The organism is Aeromonas sp. 601039, from assembly GCF_049174415.1.
Taxonomy (GTDB): Bacteria; Pseudomonadota; Gammaproteobacteria; order Enterobacterales; family Aeromonadaceae; genus Aeromonas; species Aeromonas veronii_A.
In genome coordinates this window covers 341,015-360,402 of sequence record NZ_JAAKTL010000002.1, presented here as the reverse complement: position 1 = coordinate 360,402, position 19,388 = coordinate 341,015, and the positions used below count along the sequence as shown (strand labels likewise).

Genomic DNA, 19,388 nt, shown 5'->3' with positions numbered 1-19,388 from the left:
TCAACTCAAATAGCCACTATTAGCTGGATGCTAATGAGCACAAGGAAGAGCTCCGTTGGAACACAATAGGCCTGACACGGCACAATCTGATTTGAATGACTTGAAAGAGCAAATTGCGTTGGAGTACGGACGATGTCTCCTCCAGTTACAGCAGTTTGAATTGATGCTCAAAGCAGCCCTGCCCACTCTGAAGGTGAGCGGATTTTCCGATGAGTTGGTTGCTAACGTAGAGCGAGACCGACTGCTTCTAGGTGGTAAGACTCTGGGTCAATTGGTTGGTCAGTGGAACCAGAGAACGACGTTGGGGGAAGAGCAAGAAATTGATGAAGATGTTCTGAACGGTCGAGCGTACATCAGCATTAGCGTTGGTCTGGAAGACGGGGAATGGATGAGCGAAAAGCTCAAACAGCTGGTCGAGTTGCGAAATGAGCTGGTGCATCATTTCCTGTCACGCTTCGGGTTGAACTCTGAGGCCAGTTGCCAGGAGGCAATCGACTTTCTGGCGACGGTAGCCAACATCATCAAGGACAACAGGGATGCGTTACATTCCTTCCTGACTACTGCCGAAAAAGCCAAGAACGAACTGTACGAGTTTATGAATTCCGCTGAGGGAAAACATTTTGCTCTCTCCGGACTCATGCCCGGTCAGCCTGTCGATAATTGGGAAAACACCACCATAGTCCAACAGCTTAAATGTGAAGAGCGTTTAATAGGCAACGACGGCTGGGTACCGTTACATGACGCCATCCGCAGTATCGGCCAAAGACGTCCTGGGTTATCCCCCAAGCTGTACGGATGTAGTAGTTGGCGGGAGGTCATTCATTGCTCCCAGCTCTTCGAAGTAGAAAAGCGACTATCTCCTACAGGTGGAGTGATTTGGTATCGCACACGCCGAGCCTAAATTGATACAGCAATGGTGGTTTAGCAACCATCGCCTCATCGATACAGATTTCCACAGCTTACGTTATGACGTTGAAGGAGCACAGAGTACCGCCTCAGTATGGGGTAGTGATGTGGGCCATAACCGACAACGAAAAGGGGCCCGCAGGCCCCGAAAATGTTACTGATTTGATGCAAGACGGAGTGTAGGGGATGCACTGGGATAAGCATCAAACGCATCATCCCGTAACACAATCCCAATAATTGCAGCCTTGTTACGGTAGCGTGTTGCTTCGAACCCCTTATCCACAAGTTTTTTCTTGAGGATGATTTTACTCATGGTCCACTCTCCGTTCTGCTGAGCCCAGCGGTTAAAAGCAGCGTAGATCTCGTCCATGGTGCATTTGTAGTTACTGCTTGGCTGAGTGCACTCTTCCAAAAAGCTTCCCACCAGATCGGATTCGGCACGGTAGCTCTCGACATCGGCCTTGATGCTTGCTGGCATCGACCGTTTCAGCCCTTGTGCCAACCACATCTGGGTGCCTTGAATGGCCCAGTTCAAGATACCTGGCAGTTCATCCTGAAGCTTCTGCATCAAGTACGGGTCTAATTGCTCTCCCGTAAACGCTGCATTGAAGGGGATCATCATCATCCGTCGCCACATGCCGGGACTGGTATCCCGGATCACAGGCTTGTGGTTCCCCACCATTACAAGTGAGAAGCGGGGACGGAACTCCATCTCGCTCTTGGCATAAGGGGCCCGAGCGACAATGATGTCGTCACCCGTCATGGCTTTCACTAGGTTCTCATCCATGCGAGAGCCCTCTGGTAGCTCATTAGCTACTACCAGTCGGGCATCCACCAGCTTGGTCAACGATGGGTTCGGGCCGGTACTGGCATTGCGGTTAAACAGCAAGACGTTACTGTTGATCTGCCGACTATAGTCCCCGAGCAGTTGCTGAATGACCGACATGAAGGTGCTCTTACCATTACAGCCATTACCATAGAGGAAGAACAACAATTGCTCGTCGGTGCGGCCCGTTATCCAGTAGCCCACACAGCGTTGCAGGAAGGTGGCCAGTTCGGTATCTCCACAGGTGATTTCACTGATGAATTGCTCCCAGCGTGGACAAGTAGCCCCCGAGATATAGACAGCAGGGCTGGCACTGGTCAGCAAATGGGCTCTGCGAGCAGCAAGGAAACATCCAGAGTTCAGATCGATAACCCCGTTACCGACACCAAGTAGCATGGGGTTGGCGTTGAGCTCGACGAGTTTTATCTGCAGCATCGGTTTAGCTAACTCCAGCATGTTCTGGATGCTCGCCCGACTGAGGCAACGGGTGCCATAGCTGCGAACCATCTTGCCCCATTCCATGGCCTTCTCGTCATCCTTCTCTTTGGCCGTATCGAGTAGCTGCTTTGCAATCTGGTGGAGTTCTTCTCCTACTTGTTTGGCCATCAGCAACGGGGTTTGGTTGTCCAGTTCCCAGTAGGTCCCATTGAAGCAGAGGAAACTGCCAAACTCGGGCACATACTTGAGGTCATGGCCGCATAGCTCAACAAGCCGTTCAGCGTTTCGGCTGTCGTGGAACTCGACTGCCAAGATGGACTGACGGGGGACTATTGTGACGGATTCTGGTTGCAGATCATCATCTTGTGTCCCCGTGGCTTCAACTACAAGTTCTCTCAGAGTAAATGCTGCTACCAGCTCCTGCAGAGGGAGTGGATTGTCGCCGTGCAGATACTCGTCGATGTCCTTCACACTATCTGGCAGTTTGACCTGAGTCAGTTTGAGGCCGAGCCGAGCCACCTTGGTGCGGTACTTGTCGCCAGCTTCGTCAGTGTCGAAGAAGGTCATGACATCTCGGTCGGCCAGTTCACGTCCAAGCCACTCCAACTGGGCCTGTGACAGTGTCCCGATGGTTGCTAGTGCGGGACCTGGCCAACCGGCATCCACCAGCGACAGCCGGTCATTCTCTCCCTCGACCAGGGCGACAGGGCCGGGGGCATTTAGACTCTCTTCCCCGTAGAACTGAACCCCGTTAAGCCAGTTTCGGCTCGGCAGTTGGAACTGGTGCTGCTTGTTTGGGTCCTTGAAGGTGAAGCGACTGACTTGTCCGTTGCGGTCGAAGTGCGGGAACACATAGACACCGCTCGGAAAGAAGTCATGAAGTTGGTCAGGGGCATTCTTGCGGGGCTTGACCAGACCGGATGCCAGCCGTTCTTCTTGGGAAAAGCCAGCATCCCGCAACGCTTTGTTCAGGCCACCGGAGAAACCGATGTCCAGCCCTACTAGCACCTCCTCAGAATGGCCACGGAGTTCCACCAGCTCCTCAATGTCCAGACGAGTTTGATAGTGGCGGGCAGCCAGATTGAATAGCTCCTGCAGGCGAGCTGGTGGAGCTGTGTAGACCGGTTGTTCCAAAGGTACGACCTTGGGTGTAGTGGGACTAGCCTCCAGTTCTCCCAGTAGCAGCAGGCGAGCAGCATCGTAGACATTTGGGGCTTGCTTGTATTTGACGATGAGGTCGAGGACATCACCATTCTCTTCACAGCTAAAACAGTGAAAGCTATTTGTTGCAGGATATAAGGTGAAACAATCGTTATGTCCGCACAGTGGGCAACTGCGATCATCCAGTCGATAGATCTCACCAAGTTGTTCTACGTCTTGCCCTGTAAGGGCTGAAGTGACATCAAGAATAGAGAATTTAGCCTTGATATCGGCAAGTTCGAAGTTGAGCGGGTAGCCAGCTTCGGCCAAAGCGAACTCGAGATCGCAATTTGTATGTTGAGACATGATTTCTCTCCAGTTTGACAATCAATTAATAACTCATTGTTTGACTGGCTAGATCTGCCATCTCAAAGGCTGATCGGCGGTCCGTCTACGTTCGAACAAAGGGTTGCCAGATGCTGAGGTAGTGGCCACCAGGAATCCATCATGGGAGCTGGCTTCATGGCCACGGGGACGTAAATTACCCAACACAAGGTCGAAATATACTCAGGGATGGATACACAACAAGAGTGAAAGTATTGCTTTTACTGCCTTTATACTGTTTTTGAGATCAAACATCCGAAACGGAAGGTTTGCAATTTGAGGTCAGATTTGATAATCCTAGCCTTCTTCGCTCGGCTTCAAAAAAGCTGCATATACAAAAACGAGATGCAGCGTTCTAGTTAGGGTAAGGGTTTAGCCGTAGAAGCCCCTCAACTTACACCTATGAGTCCCTTCTGCTTTTTCCATCTATTCGACACTTTCACCTTGCCAAAGCGAGATGTAAGCCCTCAGGTTCACGTGCCAGTTCTTAAGCATATTTCTTAACTTTTTCATGTGGTTAACTAAATGAAAGGTTCTCTTAATCAGCCCGAAAATCGGCAGAGGGTATGTCTTTTAAGGCTGATTTCGCTTTGTTAATGGGGATGTAGGTCAGCACAAAATCGGCGTGTCAGTATGAAAATACGGCAGGGTATTCGGTTTGGTGGCCAAAGTGGGGAAGAAAGGGTTGAGGATAACGGTTGGGATCACGCCCATAGCAAGTCCCCTGTGGTAAACTCCCCCGCATTTCCGTTTGGTCCTGAATATGCCTCGGCAGTTCCCCATCTTTTGAGAATCCCAATGACCACCAATATCTCTTCCCTGGCTAGCCTGATCTGGTCGGTTGCCGACCTGCTTCGCGGTGATTTCAAACAGTCCCAGTATGGCCGCATCATCCTGCCCTTTACTGTGCTGCGTCGTCTTGAGTGTGTGCTGGCTCCTAGCAAGGCCCAGGTGCTGGCCATGGTGGATACCACCAAAGCCATGCCGGAGCTGGCCAAAGAGAAGCTGCTGCTCAATGCCAGCGGCCACACCTTCTACAACAGTTCGCCGCTGGATCTGGCCAAGCTGGGTGAAACCCATGTGGGTGATAACCTGGATGCCTACGTACGGGCCTTCTCCAAGGATGCTCGTGAGATCTTCGAGCACTTCAACTTCGATGCCAGCATCAACCTGTTGGAAGATGCCGACCTGCTCTACAAGGTGGTTCGCTCCTTTGCCAACGTTGATCTCTCCCCAGAGGCGGTAGACAACTATCACATGGGTCTGGTGTTTGAAGAGCTGATCCGCCGCTTTGCGGAAAGCTCCAACGAAACCGCCGGTGAACACTTTACCCCTCGCGATATCGTGCGGCTCACCACCTCCCTGGTGTTTGCCGGTGATGACGAGGCGCTCGGCAAGCCGGGTATTGTGCGTTCCATCTATGACCCCACCGCGGGGACTGGTGGTTTTCTCTCTTGCGGCATGGAGTATCTGTACGAGCTGAATCCCGCCGCACGGCTGGCCACATTCGGCCAGGAGCTCAACCCCGAGTCCTACGCCATCTGTAAAGCCGACATGCTGATCAAAGGGCAGGAGATCAGCAACATCAAGCTGGGTAATACCCTGTCTGATGACCAGTTGCCCTACAAGACCTTCGATTATTGTCTTTCCAACCCGCCTTTCGGTGTGGACTGGAAGAAGGTCGAAAAGCAGGTGCGGGATGAAGCAACCAAGCTGGGTTTTAACGGTCGCTTTGGTCCCGGCTTGCCACGTGTATCTGACGGCTCCTTGCTATTTTTGATGCACCTCATCGCCAAGATGCAGCAACCCTCGGCCGACTGTGCGGGCTCCAAGATCGGGATTATCCTCAACGGCTCACCGCTCTTTACCGGTGGGGCTGGCAGTGGCGAGAGTGAGATCCGCCGTTATATCCTCGAGCACGACCTGCTGGATGCACTGGTGGCCCTGCCCACCGATATGTTCTACAACACCGGCATTGCCACCTATATTTGGGTGCTCTCCAACCACAAACCGGCCGAGCGTAAAGGTAAGGTGCTGCTCATTAACGCCAGCGATATGCACAGCCCGATGCGTAAATCGCTAGGGTCCAAGCGCAAGCAGCTGAGCGATGAAGCGTTAAGTGAGATCGTCAGCCTCTACAGTCGCTACGAAGAGAGCCCGATCGCCAAGATCTTCCCTACCACCGCCTTTGGCTATCGTCGTCTGACCATCGAGCGGCCGCTGAAACTGGCATTCTACCCGCAGGATGCCGAGCGCCTTGCCAGCCTAACTGCCGATAAAGGGTGGGCCAAGCTCGATGGCTCCCTGCAATCCGCCATTCTGACTGCCTTGGGCCAGTTCTCTGAGGCCAAACTGCTCTCACGCGACACCTTCAAAAAGCAACTGGCCAAGCTGCTGGGTGAGGTAAAGCTGCCTGCTCCGGCCTTTAAGTTGTTGGTGAGCCACTTGGGTGAACAAGACGATGCCGCTGAGGTATGTAAAGCCAAGGGTGAGCCGGAAGCCAATACCGATTTGCGGGATAACGAGAATGTGCCGTTGGGGGAGGGTATTTATGACTACCTCAAGCGTGAGGTACTGCCCCATGTGCCGGATGCTTGGATTGATACCAGTAAAACCGACCCACTTGATGGTCAGGTAGGCATCGTTGGCTACGAGATCCCCTTTAACCGCCATTTCTATCAGTACCAGCCGCCCCGCGATCTGGCAGCTATCGACGCCGATCTGGATGCGGTGGCCAAAGAGATTATGCAACTGCTGGCGGAGGTACATTCATGAGTAAGCTGGAACGGCAGTCGCTGGTGGGGAAATATAGAAATTACTCTACCTATCGTAATTCAGGTGTCGATTGGATAGGTGAAATGCCTGCTGTTTGGACTCTAAAACGGGTTAAGCACATGTTCACCGTTCGGAAGCGAATTGCTGGTGAGCTGGGATATGACATTCTGTCTGTTACCCAACGTGGAATAGTAGTAAAGGATATCGAAAGTGGGGAAGGACAACTTTCGATGGATTACTCAAAATACCAGCGAGTGAAGCCTGGTGATTTTGCTATGAACCACATGGACCTATTAACTGGTTACGTGGATATTTCAGATTATGATGGAGTTACTAGTCCAGATTACCGAGTGTTTACGTTAGATAATACTGACTATTTCGCTAAATATTTTCTATATATATTCCAAATGGGATATCAGCTGAGATTATTTTTCCATATGGGGCAAGGAGCATCTCACTTGGGAAGATGGCGTCTAGCAACCGATGAATTTAATGAGATGGTTTTTCCTGTCCCCTCATGTGAAGAGCAACGCACTATTGCCGCCTTCCTCGACTATGAAACTGCCCGGATTGATCTGCTGATTACCCAGCAGCAGCGGCTGATAGAGCTACTGAAAGAGAAGCGGCAGGCGGTGATCTCCCACGCTGTGACCAAGGGCCTCAACCCCGATGCCCCCATGAAAGACTCCGGCATCGAGTGGCTTGGCCAAGTGCCGAAGCATTGGGTTGTATCACCATTGAAATACAAGTGTGAGTTTTCAGGTGGCGGAACACCCTCTAAGGATAATCTTGAGTATTGGAATGGATCGATTCCTTGGGTATCACCTAAGGATATGAAATCATTTTGGATCACTGATGCTGAAGACAAAATCACCGAGCAGGCGATCAAAGAGTCATCAACGAAATTGGTTCAGCCTGGAGCGGTTTTGATGGTAGTTCGTTCTGGAATATTACAGAGAACGATCCCGGTCGGTATTAATACTATTCCTGTAACTATGAATCAGGATATGAAGGCAATAAGATTTTCATCGGCTGTATATGCCGAGTGGCTTTCATTCTTTATTAAAGGCTATGAGGATTCTTTGCTTCTGGATTGGAGGAAGCAAGGTGCAACGGTAGAGAGCATTGAGCATGAATATTTGGCAAATTCCTTGATGCTTTTTCCACCGGAAGAGGAGGCGAGGAGCATCATTGCAGCTCTAGGTCGGAGGCTGGATAAGTTTGATCAGCTTGAACAGCGAGCATCAGATGCGATTACTCTATTACAAGAACGCCGCACAGCTCTAATTTCCGCTGCAGTAACCGGCAAGATCGATCTGCGTGGCTGGACACCGTCAGCAGAAGAGGCAACTGCATGAGCTCAATGCCGCCAACCGAGGCGACTGATGCTATCGCACCAGCCAGCAATGACGAGCAGTACCGCTGGCTGACCGAGCTGATCTTCGATAGCAAGGAGCTCGATAAGCTGGGGGGCATGGTCTCCGAGTTCAACCTGTTTGAAGCGATGGGAATGGTGCGTCAGGAGATCCGCCACTCCCATTTTCTCGGAACCCTCTTTAATCCCCGTGAGCCCCATGGCTTGGGCTCTCACTTTTTTGAGTCGCTGCTTTCAAGGTTGCTCTATGACTTGCCTGATCGGCGTAGTGGCGAAGTATCTCTGCTCGATATCGATCTCTGCGATTACGACGACCTGCAGGTTTTTCGCGAGCAAGATCGTATCGATCTGCTGCTGGTGAGCGAGCAAAACTGTCAGGTCTTTGTTATCGAGAACAAGATTGATGCCGGTGAGCACGGCAATCAGCTGGAGCGGTATGAGCAGACCGTTCAGCGCCGCTACCCCAATCATCGCAAGGTCTTTGTCTTCTTGACTCTTGACGGCAGCGAGGCCAGTCGCGATGGCTGGTTAAACCTGAGCTATGCCCAGGTAATTGAATGCCTGAGCGAACTGGTCACTGATTATGGCCATCAGATCCCGTCATCAGCCCGTATCGGCATTGAGCACTACATCACCCTATTCAAGCGATATTTTATGGAAGATACCGAGATTGCGGAGCTCTGCCGCCGCATTTACAAAAAGCACCAGAAAGCTCTGGATCTGATTTTTGAGCACAGACCTGCGGATGGCGATGGCCGGACCGAGCGCCGGGATTGGGCGAAAGATGTGATCGCTCTTGTTGCAGAGCAGCACGGTTGGGAGATCGACAGTGAGACAAGAACAATGGTTCGCTACGCCCATTTACCGTGGGATGACGGGAAGGGGATGCGTTCTTCAAACTGGACCAAAAGTGGCCGCGTTGTACTGTTTGAAATCCAGAGCAATACCGACAAGCTGGAGCTGAAACTGCTGATTGGCCCTAGCAGTGATGCTTCATTGCGTGACCATCTGTTTAGCCGTGTGGATCAAAGTGGTGTTGCTGCGCTGTCGACACGAAAACTGCGGCAAAGCCCGCAATGGAGCCAGGTCTACTCACTGCGTCTGCTCGATAAAAAACACACTGTCGATGAGCCTGACGAAGAGGCGTGCAAAAAACAGATCGACAAGAAGCTACAGCATTTCTGGTCGCACGACTGGCCCCTGCTGAAAGAGACCATGGACAAGGCGATTGAGACCTTGTAGCGAGGATGGCGATAACAATGGATAACAAAGCACGGGAAAAGGCATTTCAAGACCATATCATCGCGCAGCTGGCCGCTTCGGGTTGGCTGGTGGGTGAGTCGGCTCATTACGACAAAGAGCGAGCTCTCTACCCGGAAGATTTGATCGCCTTTGTGCAACAGAGCCAGCCTGAGGGGTGGCAGAAGTTCTGCAAGACCTATGGCGAGCAACCACAACGTCATCTGCTGGATGGTGCAGTGCGCCAGTTGAAACGCAGTGAAGGGGGAACCCTGTGGCTGCTGCGTAATCAGATTGAAGATCGCGGCCATCGACTCAAGGTGGCCAGCTTCAAGCCGGATCATGACTTGAATCCCGAGTTGCTGGCTCGTTATCAAGCCAACCGGTTGCGGGTGGTACCCGAGTTGGTCTATAGCCCCCATGGCTATGATGGCCGCATCGATCTGACCCTCTTTTTGAACGGCATCCCGGTAGCGACACTGGAACTCAAATCTTGCTTCAAGCAGTCGCTGGAGAATGCCAAGAAGCAGTATCGAGAAGATCGCTTGCCCAAGACCCATGGGCGTGATGAACCACTGCTGAGTTTTCGCCGCGGGGCGCTGGTGCACTTTGCAGTGAATCAGTTCGAAGTGGCGATGACCACCAAGTTGGCGGGCGACTCGACTTTCTTCCTGCCATTCAATCAGGGCACCCGTGAGGGTGGTGCGGGCAATGATCAGCCATTGCCAGTGAATGGTGAGGAGGGCATTGCTACCGGTTATCTGTGGCAAGAGATCCTGCAGCCGGATAACTTCCTGCGGATACTGAGCCGCTATCTGCACCTTGAGGTCAAGGTGGAAGAGGATGAGCTGGGGCGGCAGAAGAAGAAAGAGACGATGATCTTCCCTCGCTATCACCAGTGGAAAGTGGTTCAGAATTTGTTGGCCTCGGTGGGACAGGAAGGGGCTGGTCAGAAGTATCTGATCCAGCATTCGGCGGGGTCTGGCAAATCCAACTCGATTGCCTGGCTGACCCATCAGCTGGCCTCACTCTACCTGGATAAAGGGGAGAAGCTGTTCAATTCGGTGATCGTGATTACCGATAGAACGGTGCTCGACAGCCAGTTGCAAGAGACTATCGCCCAGTTTGACCATGCTGATGGGGTAGTGAGCCGTATCAACCGGGAAGAGGGGGATGGCAGCAAGTCGGCACAGCTGACCGAGGCACTGGCCAGTGGCACGCCCATCATCATCGTCACCATTCAAACCTTCCCGCACGTACTCAAGGCCATTCAGGAGTCGACCACGCTGAAAGGCTCTCGCTTTGCGGTGGTTGCCGATGAGGCGCATTCAAGCCAGACCGGCAGCACGGCTCGTCAGTTGCGTGAAGTCTTGATGGCCGAGCAGTTAGATGGGGAAGAGGAACTCAGCGGCGAAGATGTGATGAACATGACGCTGGCCGCTCGTGGCGGCAGCCAGAACATCAGCTATTTCGCCTTTACGGCAACCCCGAAGGGTAAAACGCTGGAGCTGTTTGGCCGCCCAGCGAACCCGGCGATGCCGCTTGGCCCGGATAACAAGCCCAAGCCATTTCATGTTTACTCCATGCGTCAGGCGATCGAGGAGGGTTTTATCCTCGACGTGCTGAAGAACTACACCAACTATTCGCTTGCCTACAAACTCGCCATGAAGGCAGAAGAGGCGGATAAGGAAGTGGATGCCAAGAAGGCTCGCATCCGGCTATCCAAGTGGGTGCGGCTACACCCGCACAATATCGGCCAGAAAGTGGCGATCATCGTTGAGCATTTCCGCACCAACGTGGCCAATCTCCTGGGAGGGCAGGCCAAGGCAATGGTTGTGACGTCGAGCCGGCTGGAGGCTGTTCGCTACAAGCTGGCGTTCGATAAGTATGTAACAGAGCAAGGCTATGGTGCTATTCGTGCCATGGTGGCGTTCTCTGGCGACATCGAAGAGGAAGGGCAGAGCTTTAACGAGCGGAACATGAACCCCGAGCTTAATGGGCGGGACATGCGTAAGGCATTCGATACCCAGGACTATCAGGTGATGCTGGTGGCCAACAAGTTTCAGACCGGTTTCGATCAGCCCAAGCTGTGTGCCATGTATGTGGACAAGAAGCTGACAGGAGTGGATTGCATCCAGACCCTTTCTCGCCTCAACCGCACCTATCTAGGCAAGGAGAGCACCTTTGTGCTCGATTTCGTGAATGATCCGCAGGATGTGCTGGAGGAGTTCCAAAAATATTTTGAGACAGCCACCCTCGATACCGTCTCCGATCCCAATCTGGTCTATGACCTGTTCCACAAGCTGAAAGCGACGGGCATCTTTACTTGGAGCGAGGTGGAGGCGTTTAGCGATGCCTATTTCGATCCCAAACGTGGGGCCGAAGCCTTGCCCGGTTATATCAAACCGGCTGTCGAACGGTTCACCAAACGTTACAAGCTGGCCAGTGAAGCTGTGAGGGAGTGTCGACAGATGCTTAAACGCATCGAGCGGGAGGGCGGGTCTGCGACTGACAAGGTAAATGCCGAACGGCGGGTCAAAGAAGCGACCGAAGCCAGGGGCGAGCTTGATCTCTTCAAGAAAGATCTCAACAGCTATGTGCGGTTCTATGAGTTTGTCTCCCAGATCACCGCCTTTGATGACGAATCATTGGAGCGGCTCTGCGTGTTCGCCCGCCACCTGCTGCCGATGCTGCGTCAGGAGGTGCTGGAGGAGGATGAGATTGACCTCTCCCAGGTGTTGCTGAGCCATTACAACCTCAAGGCCAAGCGAACTCAGGATCTCAAGCTCAAAGCTGATGCAAGCGGCAATGGCTTGCAGGGCATTTCGGCGCTTGGCAGTGCTAAAGCAAAAGAGGAGAAGAAAGACTTCCTCTCTCACATCCTGGAGCAGTTGAACGATCTGTTTGGTACAGAGGTGACTGATGGGGACAAGCTGGATTGGCTACAGGGGATGGCCAGCAAGATTGCGGAAAACCAGCCCTTGATGGACCAGGTGCGAAATAATCCCCGCGACGCCATCATGCTGGGTGACTATCCCAAGGCGGTTGATGCGGCCGTGATCGAGCGGATGGATATCCAGAACGGCATGTCGCTGGACTATCTCTCTCGGCCCGAGGCGGCCAACCGTATCCAGAGCCTACTCCTGGATATCTTGCTCAAAGGCTTGCAGGGGGGATTGAGCCATCAGAATTAAGTGGGGTTAATTGGCACCATTGTTCCCCAGCCTAATAACAGGAGGGGGAAGAGGTGATTATGGTCAACTGCCGATTTTGAGGCATATCTATGAACTTTTCTTATCATCGGTAGCATAGAGAAGATCGTATTAATGCATAGAAATCGGCAGATTAATTACCTCGCTTGGTGTTGCAATCGGTTGGGTAATCTTAACTGTTGAATGAACAAGGGGTCCCGAAGGACCCCTTGGGGTTATAGCAAGCAGCTCAAGTAATTTGGCGTTATCTGACGCAATGATAGATAGTATCTGCAACGCATCTCAATACCGGTAATGGAGCCATATCGGTAGCCATCGTATTCTGGGCAACACCGCCATCAACGCCATAAAAATCCATGATTTCATGGATTTTGGCAATCTGCTGCGGTGTTACGTTTAATTCACCGAATAGACGGCCCTGAATCGGATTTTCATCACAAGGCACAATCCACAATGCTTGTGTGCCAGCATGGTCACAATCTGAAAAAAGAATATTCAGCTTGTGTTGGCCGGGCAAACTTTGCGCCAGTGTGCGACTCATTAACAAATAGCTGCTGTGTGCTTCGTGTTGATAACGCATAGGTGTTTCCTCATGGTTGGTTTCGTTTGGCTTATATCGATTGCCGTAAGTCGAATGTGTTGCCAAACACCATGTGGATTAAACAGATCCCTGTTTACCTGGAATTATCAACCCAAGTAATTAGTAACATTGCTTGAGGTATATTGACAAGAGGGGGCTGGGTCAGTCATCACTGGGCTTATACCTGAATGTCCAGTATTTAATTTATCAATAATGCGGAGTGTTCTTGGCATAAGTAACTCGTGTACCCAAACGACGCGAGGTTACTGTTATGACACACCACTATGATGATCACCCCGGACAGGGCGATCACATCATCAATCAAGCTTTGGCCATTCTGGAGAGCCGACAGCGGCATCTGGGCCATGCCTTCACTCAGCCCAAAGCGGCAGCAGACTTCCTTCGGCTCAAGATGGGTGAATACGAGCGGGAAGTGTTCGCCGTCATGCTGCTCGACAATCAGCATCGGCTACTCGATTACCAAGAGCTGTTCTTTGGCACTATCAATGCTGGCACCGTTCACCCCCGTGAGGTGGTCAAGGCGGCTCTCAACAAAAACGCCGCAGCGGTCATTCTGGCCCATAACCATCCCTCTGGTATGGTCGATCCCTCGGATGCCGACAAGGCTGTCACAGCTCGTCTCAAGGAGTTGCTCGAGATGGTTGACGTGCGAGTGCTAGACCACTTTGTGGTGGGACAGCACGACATCGTCTCGTTTGCCGATAGGGGGCTGCTATGACCTCATCCAAACAACTACAGGCTCTGTTCGACAAGATCATCGGTAGCTACCCCGATGCTACCGCCCTGACCCTCAACTTCCGCAGTCCCGATTACACCGCCGACACAGGTGGTTACCGTCCTGTCGAAATCCGTTTGGAGAAACGGGCTGGGAGTTGGGGGCTCCTCTATGTGACGGAGTTCTGCTATGTCACCGATGAGCTGACTAAGTCGCTGGATTTCGACTTCGCCGCTGGGGTGTTCTACGACCCCTGGTGTGGAGAACGGCCGTTGGCCACAACCATGGACCTCTACCGGCTCTGGGAGAGGAACTTTCTCACCTATTACCGGATGGAGGTTTACCGCTTGGATATTTCCCAAGAGTGACTGTTATGAACGACTTCACGAAAGCCCTGCTGCTCGATGCCTTGAAAGCGGCATTGACGGCATTTGCATCGGTCATCGTCAACGCGATGATGGCTCGCTATATGCCACCACACTTCTACGACATGAATGGAGATGAATACCAATGAAGAAGATGATCCTGAGTTCCTTGGCCCTGGCAGTATTGACCAGTGGCACTCTGTTTATTTACCAGCAACGTAAGGTCAAGAAGGCTGAATTGGCTAAGGTATTGCGGATGCCTGGTAGTACAACACATCATTAAGTCGAACCTGCAACCTACATATGTACTATTCGGATAATTATGAGTCCGTCATGCTGACAGAATGGGGTGGGGTTACCTGCATGGTACATATGTACCATTCAGATCATAACGAGTCCGTTAATTCGTCAGGATGGGGCGAGGCTACCTGCATGGTACATATGTACCATTCAGATCATAACGAGTCCGTTAGGTCGTCAGGATGGTATGAGGCTACCTGCATGGTACATATGTACCATTCAGATCATAACGAGTCTGTTAATTCGTCATGATGGTGTGAAGCGACCTGCATGGTACATATGTACCATTCAGATAAAAACGAGTCCCTTTGTCATTAGGCTCCTCGACGAGTAGCTTTAACATATGTAGTAAACAGATTATCTCTGGCCCTTTATGGGCATCTAAAAACCCTTGCGGGCCCTCCATCGCGGAGCGGCCCGTTTTCATTTGTATCACTGGCACAGGTCAATAGACCAAGCCCGTGTGACGCGAGCGAAAGTGCCACTTTTTGCCGGTCATATGGGTTCCTTTCGACCTTCTGACCGGTCGCGTCAGTGTACCTTGCCCTATTGACCAGGAGGAGACCATGGCACTGGTGGGATATGCACGTGTCAGCACTGTGGGGCAGAGCCTGGATGCCCAGCTTCAGGCGCTGGCCGAGTGCAGCAAGATTTTTCAGGAGAAGGTGAGCGGGGCCAAGGATGATCGCCCGCAGCTCGCGTTGATGCTGGATTTTGTTCGTGAGGGAGACGTAGTGATGGTGACCAAGCTGGATCGCTTGGCTCGCAACACTCGCCACCTGTTGGAGATCTCGGAGTACCTACACGCTAAGCGGGTTGCTCTGAGGATTTTGAATCTGGGTATCGATACCTCGACACCTACCGGAAAACTGATGTTAACCATGATCGGTGCCATCGCCACGTTTGAGCGGGAGCTGATGCTGGAGCGTCAGGCAGAAGGGATTGCTATGGCAAAACAGCGTGGGGTCTACAAAGGTCGCAAGCCGACCGCCATGGCTAAAGGGGAGGAGGTGCTGTCACTCGCTGAACGGGGACTAGCCAAGGCCGAAATCGCACGTCGAACGGGGATCAGTCTCTCCAGTGTGCAGCGGATCTTGCGAGGACTGTCTGGCGAATGAATAGTTTTGACAACAAGGAAAACAACATGGAACAAGAGAAGACGAAACAAGAGTCCGGCCGGTTCTTCGAGCAGCGGGAAACTGCATCGGCACAGGTCGCAGGTAAGTGGGCCCGCTATCGCGATTGGCTAAAGCAATCTGTGCGACTAGAACTTCCGTCCAATTCAAGCGAGGTCAACAACAACCCTTATCTGCGGGGCGGGATCTGCAGTTATAACGCCTATCTCTCGGGCATGCTGAGGGCTCACCTGTGGGGGTTGTGGCTGACGGCACTTCTCGTGCTCGCTTGGCAGTTTCTACTGCCTCGAATGGGATTAAGCATTAACTACAAAGCAGGGCTATGGCTCATCATGAGCACAGTTGTCGTTGGGACATTGCACTGGGCCATTCTGGTCTTTATTGGCTACGAGAAACGCCTCCAGGCAGCCGCACTCACAGACCCACTGAGCCGCTTGATTGGTGTAGCGATCGTAGCGATGACAGCTGCAGGGGTGATCCTTGGGTGGTTCCTAAGCATTGAGCGGTCAGCGTGGTTCACAATGTTTGCCGAACATTCGAGAATTAATGCAGAGGTCTATGGGCGGGGCTTTGATGTGAAAGCCAAGACAGCAGAGCAGCTGTCCTCAATGGGTTACGATTCATGGATATTGGCAGGCCAAGTGATGGTCTACATTGGCTTGGCTTTGCTCTTCCTGATTCCCAGTTACCGCAACAGCGATAACCTTGCAGAAGAGGCGAAAGAGGCGCTAGGGAAGGCACAGGGCTATCCTACTCCGATCCTGTTGGTGTTCCATTTGCTTCTGCTGTTTCCGGCAGTGGCGATTCTGGCCTAAGGCATCGAATAAAAGGAGTTCAAAATGGGCTCCTTTTTTGCTTTAACTCTCACAAGTCGATACTGTTTGCGTGTTTAACTAACACTTGCTCTCTTGATTCAACTACGCTGGCGATTTTTAAACAGGAGGCATGGTGGTGGCCGATCAAGAGTGGCGTTGGGTGGTACAGCAACTGACTCTCTCTATGGGGAGTGATGTCATCATTTTGGGGGATTTCAACTGGTTATGTGATGACTTGCTTAGGCTAGTCGAGGGGGCGGCGCTGTGTGCGGAGGATAGCAGTGCATCACTGCAGTTGTGGGGGGAAAGCCTTTCACTGCTGGGACTAGATTGGTGTGCTCAGTGGCACGTATCTGACCTCGGGCTTACGATCAACTTTCTCCCGCTCAGTGAGGAACCAAATCATGGATCTTTATGGTGGTTGATCCAGCTATGGTATTTGAGTCTTCGATATTGTTATCCCGATCTTGAGTGGCGCTTACTCTGGCCGAAAGTCCGTGGTATATCTCAAGAACTTCCTTCGTTTCTTCTTTCTTGCCGTTATCACCGAACACCTACATTACACATTGATACTGTACAGGTGAATCGCATGCCTTCTGGGCCATTAATGGCAATGAAGGGGGCGTTGAGATATATGCTTCATCGTCTGTCACATTTTACGACCAAACCACAGGGAATGTTAGAGCAGGTCAAGAGTCAGCTGCTTCAGTCTCTACCTTATCCTCTTCCTCTTGCCGAGTTAGCCAGGGTTCGTCAAACCCCAGTCAGAACGTTGCAACGGCAATTGGGGGACCAAGGCACTACCTATAACCAGTTGCTCGAAGAAGTTCGGCGTAGCCAAGCTCAGAGCTTGCTCTCGGACAGGCGACTTACTACGAGCGAAATAAGCCTGCGCTTAGGTTATAAGGATGCCCCCAGTTTTCAACGAGTGTTTAGAAAGTGGTTTGGGGTTACTCCGGGTCACTATCGTCAGTGTTATTATGAGCCGCTCTCCCTAATTCAGGAACAGCATGCCGTTAGCCTCTACTACGCAATCAGTCATTCAGACATGAGAGTACAACACCATAGTCAAGGAAGCAGAGTGTGGATTTGCCTGAAAAACCTTGCCTTTGGAAAGTTGGTAACCATTCACGGGGAGGATAAGGATGGGGTATGGCGGCCCTATGAAGCGACCTTCGAACGAACCTTAGGGGATGGTTTTGAAATATGGTCTACTTCATGCTTGCCAGTGCATGATCCTTTTCGCTTCTACATAAATTATCGGGTGGACGGACAGACGTATGTTGATAACAACGGCGGTAAGGGCTATTGCCTTGATGGTCCAATATTACTCGGTTTGCACCAAGTTGTGTGCCATCAACTAATTAGTGTTGTGGCCCCTAATGGGGATGCATGTGTTTTGGTTCGTTTGTTTAGCCGATCAGGTTGGGATCGAGTGAGAGTAGTCGGATTGCCCACTCAATCTCTAGTTGGTCTAGAGCATCCTCATGGCTGGGAATGGCAAGGACTTATCAATTGGTCTGATGGGAATAAACCAATGAGCTTTGAGTTCGAAAGTAGCAATGGCCACCGCCTAATATTCGATAATGCTGGAGTAGGTTTTTTCCCAAAAAGATTGTGATTTGAGCTATATCACAAAATTTATGTTTGGCATTACATGCTAGTTTTGTGGCGTGTAATGCTAGCACCCTTTGTTTTGTACTCTGAAATACTTAATGAGGCTCCCAGTGTGTATAACTGCGGACGAGTATTTTAATAATATCACAGAGGGAAAATGATGAAACGAGCAATACTCTTGTCTTTATCGGTGTTATTGACAGGTTGTTTGAATGATAATACATCACAGCCTAATTATGAGAACCAACTCAGAAAGATGAGGTTTTGTATTGACTCTTTGCCAGACAATACACCTAGCGGCGATCTCCCTTATTTAGCTGGTACAATGAATAGCTGGAATGGTGGTGATGACAGCAGCGATCTTCAGAATAAACCACCAATGCCATTAGTTCGCGGTGATGCTGCTTGTCCCTATTTTATCGATGTTAACTTTAATCGTGTTGGAGATGTTCACCAATTCAAATTTACTCGCGGAAGTTGGGATTCCGAAGAGTTGGATGATGAGGGCTACACGATTCATACACGTAGAGTCACTTATGAGGGGCAGTCGAAAACCCTGCATTTCTCCGTCAAAAAGTGGAAAGACTTAGAAGGCGGAGCTAAGCCAAAGCCTTCAACTCAAGTCGGTATTGTTGAGACTCATGTATTCCCTACGCCACAATTGACCACAGCCAGCCGAACAATTCGAGTCTACTTGCCTGAGGGGTATCAAGATAGCAACAAGCTTTATCCTGTTCTCTATATGTTTGATGGGCAAAAATTGTTTGATGAGACCACTTCAGAGTTTGGTATGGAGTGGCAAATTGATGAATCTATGCAGCGACTCATTCGTGAGGGAAGAGCTAAAGGATCCATCGTCGTTGGGATTGACTCACCAAATCTGTGGGATGATACAGACAGTGATTCGGATTTTAGTAAAAATAAGAATACAGCTCGTTATCGAGAATATACAGCATGGGATTGGACCTTACCTGGAGAGGGGGAAATAAAATCTCTTGGCGATAAAACAAGTGATTTCATTGCAAATCAAGTAATGCCATATATAGAGAACAATTATCGTGTCGATACTTCCAGAGAGAATACATCGTTGTCGGGGAGCTCTATGGGTGGTTATATGACTCTCTATGTTGGTACTCGCCTCAAGGAGAAAATATTTAATTTGATGGCTTTTTCTCCGGTTGCACAAGATGATCCAATGAGAGGATATATGCTTAGGGATTACTTGATTCAGCAAGCTGATCCAGATATTTATCCGCAGCGGATATACATGGATATGGGTGGTCAAGAACGGCTAGGTTATGCACCAGAACCTGAAATGCTAATCGATGGTATGCAGAAGCTATGCGAAAGTGTAAAAACAGCTGGGCATAAAGATATAACTTGCAAAGTCATTTCGGGAGGACTGCATGATGAAATATCTTGGTCTCATCGCTTTGCTGAGGTTTATATGGCAACTGTAGGAAAATAAAAACGCAGCCCGGCAGATGCCGGGCCTATGCATCGGGAGCGTGAAGTTAGTCACAGAGTTGTAATTTGGCGTGGAG

15 protein-coding genes are annotated in these 19,388 nt (G+C 51.0%); 13 read left to right on the top strand and 2 right to left on the bottom strand.

Annotated features, from left to right (window positions below):
• Positions 1-55 precede the first annotated feature (55 nt).
• Positions 56-901, top strand: coding sequence for an OST-HTH/LOTUS domain-containing protein (locus G5195_RS03420; protein ID WP_201968987.1), 846 nt, complete (start codon positions 56-58; stop codon positions 899-901).
• Between the two features lie 159 nt (positions 902-1,060).
• On the opposite strand, the gene G5195_RS03415 is transcribed toward G5195_RS03420, so the two are convergent.
• A complete protein-coding gene (locus G5195_RS03415; protein ID WP_421235852.1) occupies positions 1,061-3,676 on the bottom strand; it encodes a phage/plasmid primase, P4 family in 2,616 nt (871 codons plus the stop codon).
• An 816-nt stretch (positions 3,677-4,492) separates the two neighbouring features.
• Between G5195_RS03415 and G5195_RS03410 the strand changes: the two genes are divergently transcribed.
• Genes G5195_RS03410 through G5195_RS03395 form a run of 4 tightly spaced genes read left to right on the top strand, consistent with a single transcriptional unit; the run spans position 4,493 to position 12,277 of the window.
• Positions 4,493-6,469, top strand: a complete 1,977-nt coding sequence (locus G5195_RS03410; protein WP_421164713.1) for a type I restriction-modification system subunit M — start codon at positions 4,493-4,495, stop codon at positions 6,467-6,469.
• Entirely contained in the window at positions 6,466-7,827 is a 1,362-nt protein-coding gene (locus G5195_RS03405; protein WP_421164714.1) for a restriction endonuclease subunit S, read from the top strand. The genes G5195_RS03410 and G5195_RS03405 overlap by 4 nt, the downstream gene beginning before the upstream one ends.
• Positions 7,824-9,086, top strand: a complete 1,263-nt coding sequence (locus tag G5195_RS03400; RefSeq protein ID WP_421235851.1) for a PD-(D/E)XK nuclease family protein — start codon at positions 7,824-7,826, stop codon at positions 9,084-9,086. Before G5195_RS03405 ends, G5195_RS03400 begins: the two co-directional genes overlap by 4 nt.
• A gap of 17 nt (positions 9,087-9,103) precedes the next feature.
• Positions 9,104-12,277, top strand: a complete 3,174-nt coding sequence (locus G5195_RS03395; RefSeq protein WP_421235850.1) for a type I restriction endonuclease subunit R — start codon at positions 9,104-9,106, stop codon at positions 12,275-12,277.
• 262 nt (positions 12,278-12,539) lie between these two features.
• Here G5195_RS03395 and G5195_RS03390 read toward each other — a convergent pair whose 3' ends face one another.
• Positions 12,540-12,875, bottom strand: coding sequence for a hypothetical protein (locus G5195_RS03390; protein ID WP_201968993.1), 336 nt, complete (start codon positions 12,873-12,875; stop codon positions 12,540-12,542).
• 271 nt (positions 12,876-13,146) lie between these two features.
• Here G5195_RS03390 and radC point away from each other — a divergent pair, with 271 nt between their 5' ends.
• The 8 genes from radC (at position 13,147) to G5195_RS03350 (ending at position 19,312) form a co-directional block, all read left to right on the top strand.
• On the top strand, positions 13,147-13,614 hold the full coding sequence (gene radC / locus G5195_RS03385) for a RadC family protein (protein ID WP_073350485.1): 468 nt from the start codon (positions 13,147-13,149) through the stop codon (positions 13,612-13,614).
• Entirely contained in the window at positions 13,611-13,979 is a 369-nt protein-coding gene (locus G5195_RS03380; RefSeq protein ID WP_073350484.1) for a DUF2787 family protein, read from the top strand. The genes radC and G5195_RS03380 overlap by 4 nt, the downstream gene beginning before the upstream one ends.
• 5 nt (positions 13,980-13,984) lie before the next feature.
• A complete protein-coding gene (locus G5195_RS03375) occupies positions 13,985-14,125 on the top strand; it encodes a hypothetical protein (RefSeq protein ID WP_421235849.1) in 141 nt (46 codons plus the stop codon).
• Positions 14,122-14,259 (top strand): hypothetical protein, encoded by a 138-nt coding sequence (locus tag G5195_RS03370; protein ID WP_421235848.1) that lies wholly within the window; start codon positions 14,122-14,124, stop codon positions 14,257-14,259. The genes G5195_RS03375 and G5195_RS03370 overlap by 4 nt, the downstream gene beginning before the upstream one ends.
• Positions 14,260-14,842: 583 nt before the next feature.
• Positions 14,843-15,394, top strand: coding sequence for a recombinase family protein (locus G5195_RS03365; protein WP_216962396.1), 552 nt, complete (start codon positions 14,843-14,845; stop codon positions 15,392-15,394).
• A 26-nt stretch (positions 15,395-15,420) separates the two neighbouring features.
• Entirely contained in the window at positions 15,421-16,227 is an 807-nt protein-coding gene (locus G5195_RS03360; protein WP_421235847.1) for a hypothetical protein, read from the top strand.
• 136 nt (positions 16,228-16,363) lie between these two features.
• The gene (locus G5195_RS03355) at positions 16,364-17,848 is read left to right on the top strand and encodes a helix-turn-helix transcriptional regulator (RefSeq protein WP_216962401.1); all 1,485 of its coding nucleotides are present in this window, start codon (positions 16,364-16,366) and stop codon (positions 17,846-17,848) included.
• A 156-nt stretch (positions 17,849-18,004) separates the two neighbouring features.
• Positions 18,005-19,312 (top strand): alpha/beta hydrolase, encoded by a 1,308-nt coding sequence (locus tag G5195_RS03350; RefSeq protein WP_421235846.1) that lies wholly within the window; start codon positions 18,005-18,007, stop codon positions 19,310-19,312.
• The last annotated feature ends 76 nt before the right edge of the window (positions 19,313-19,388 follow it).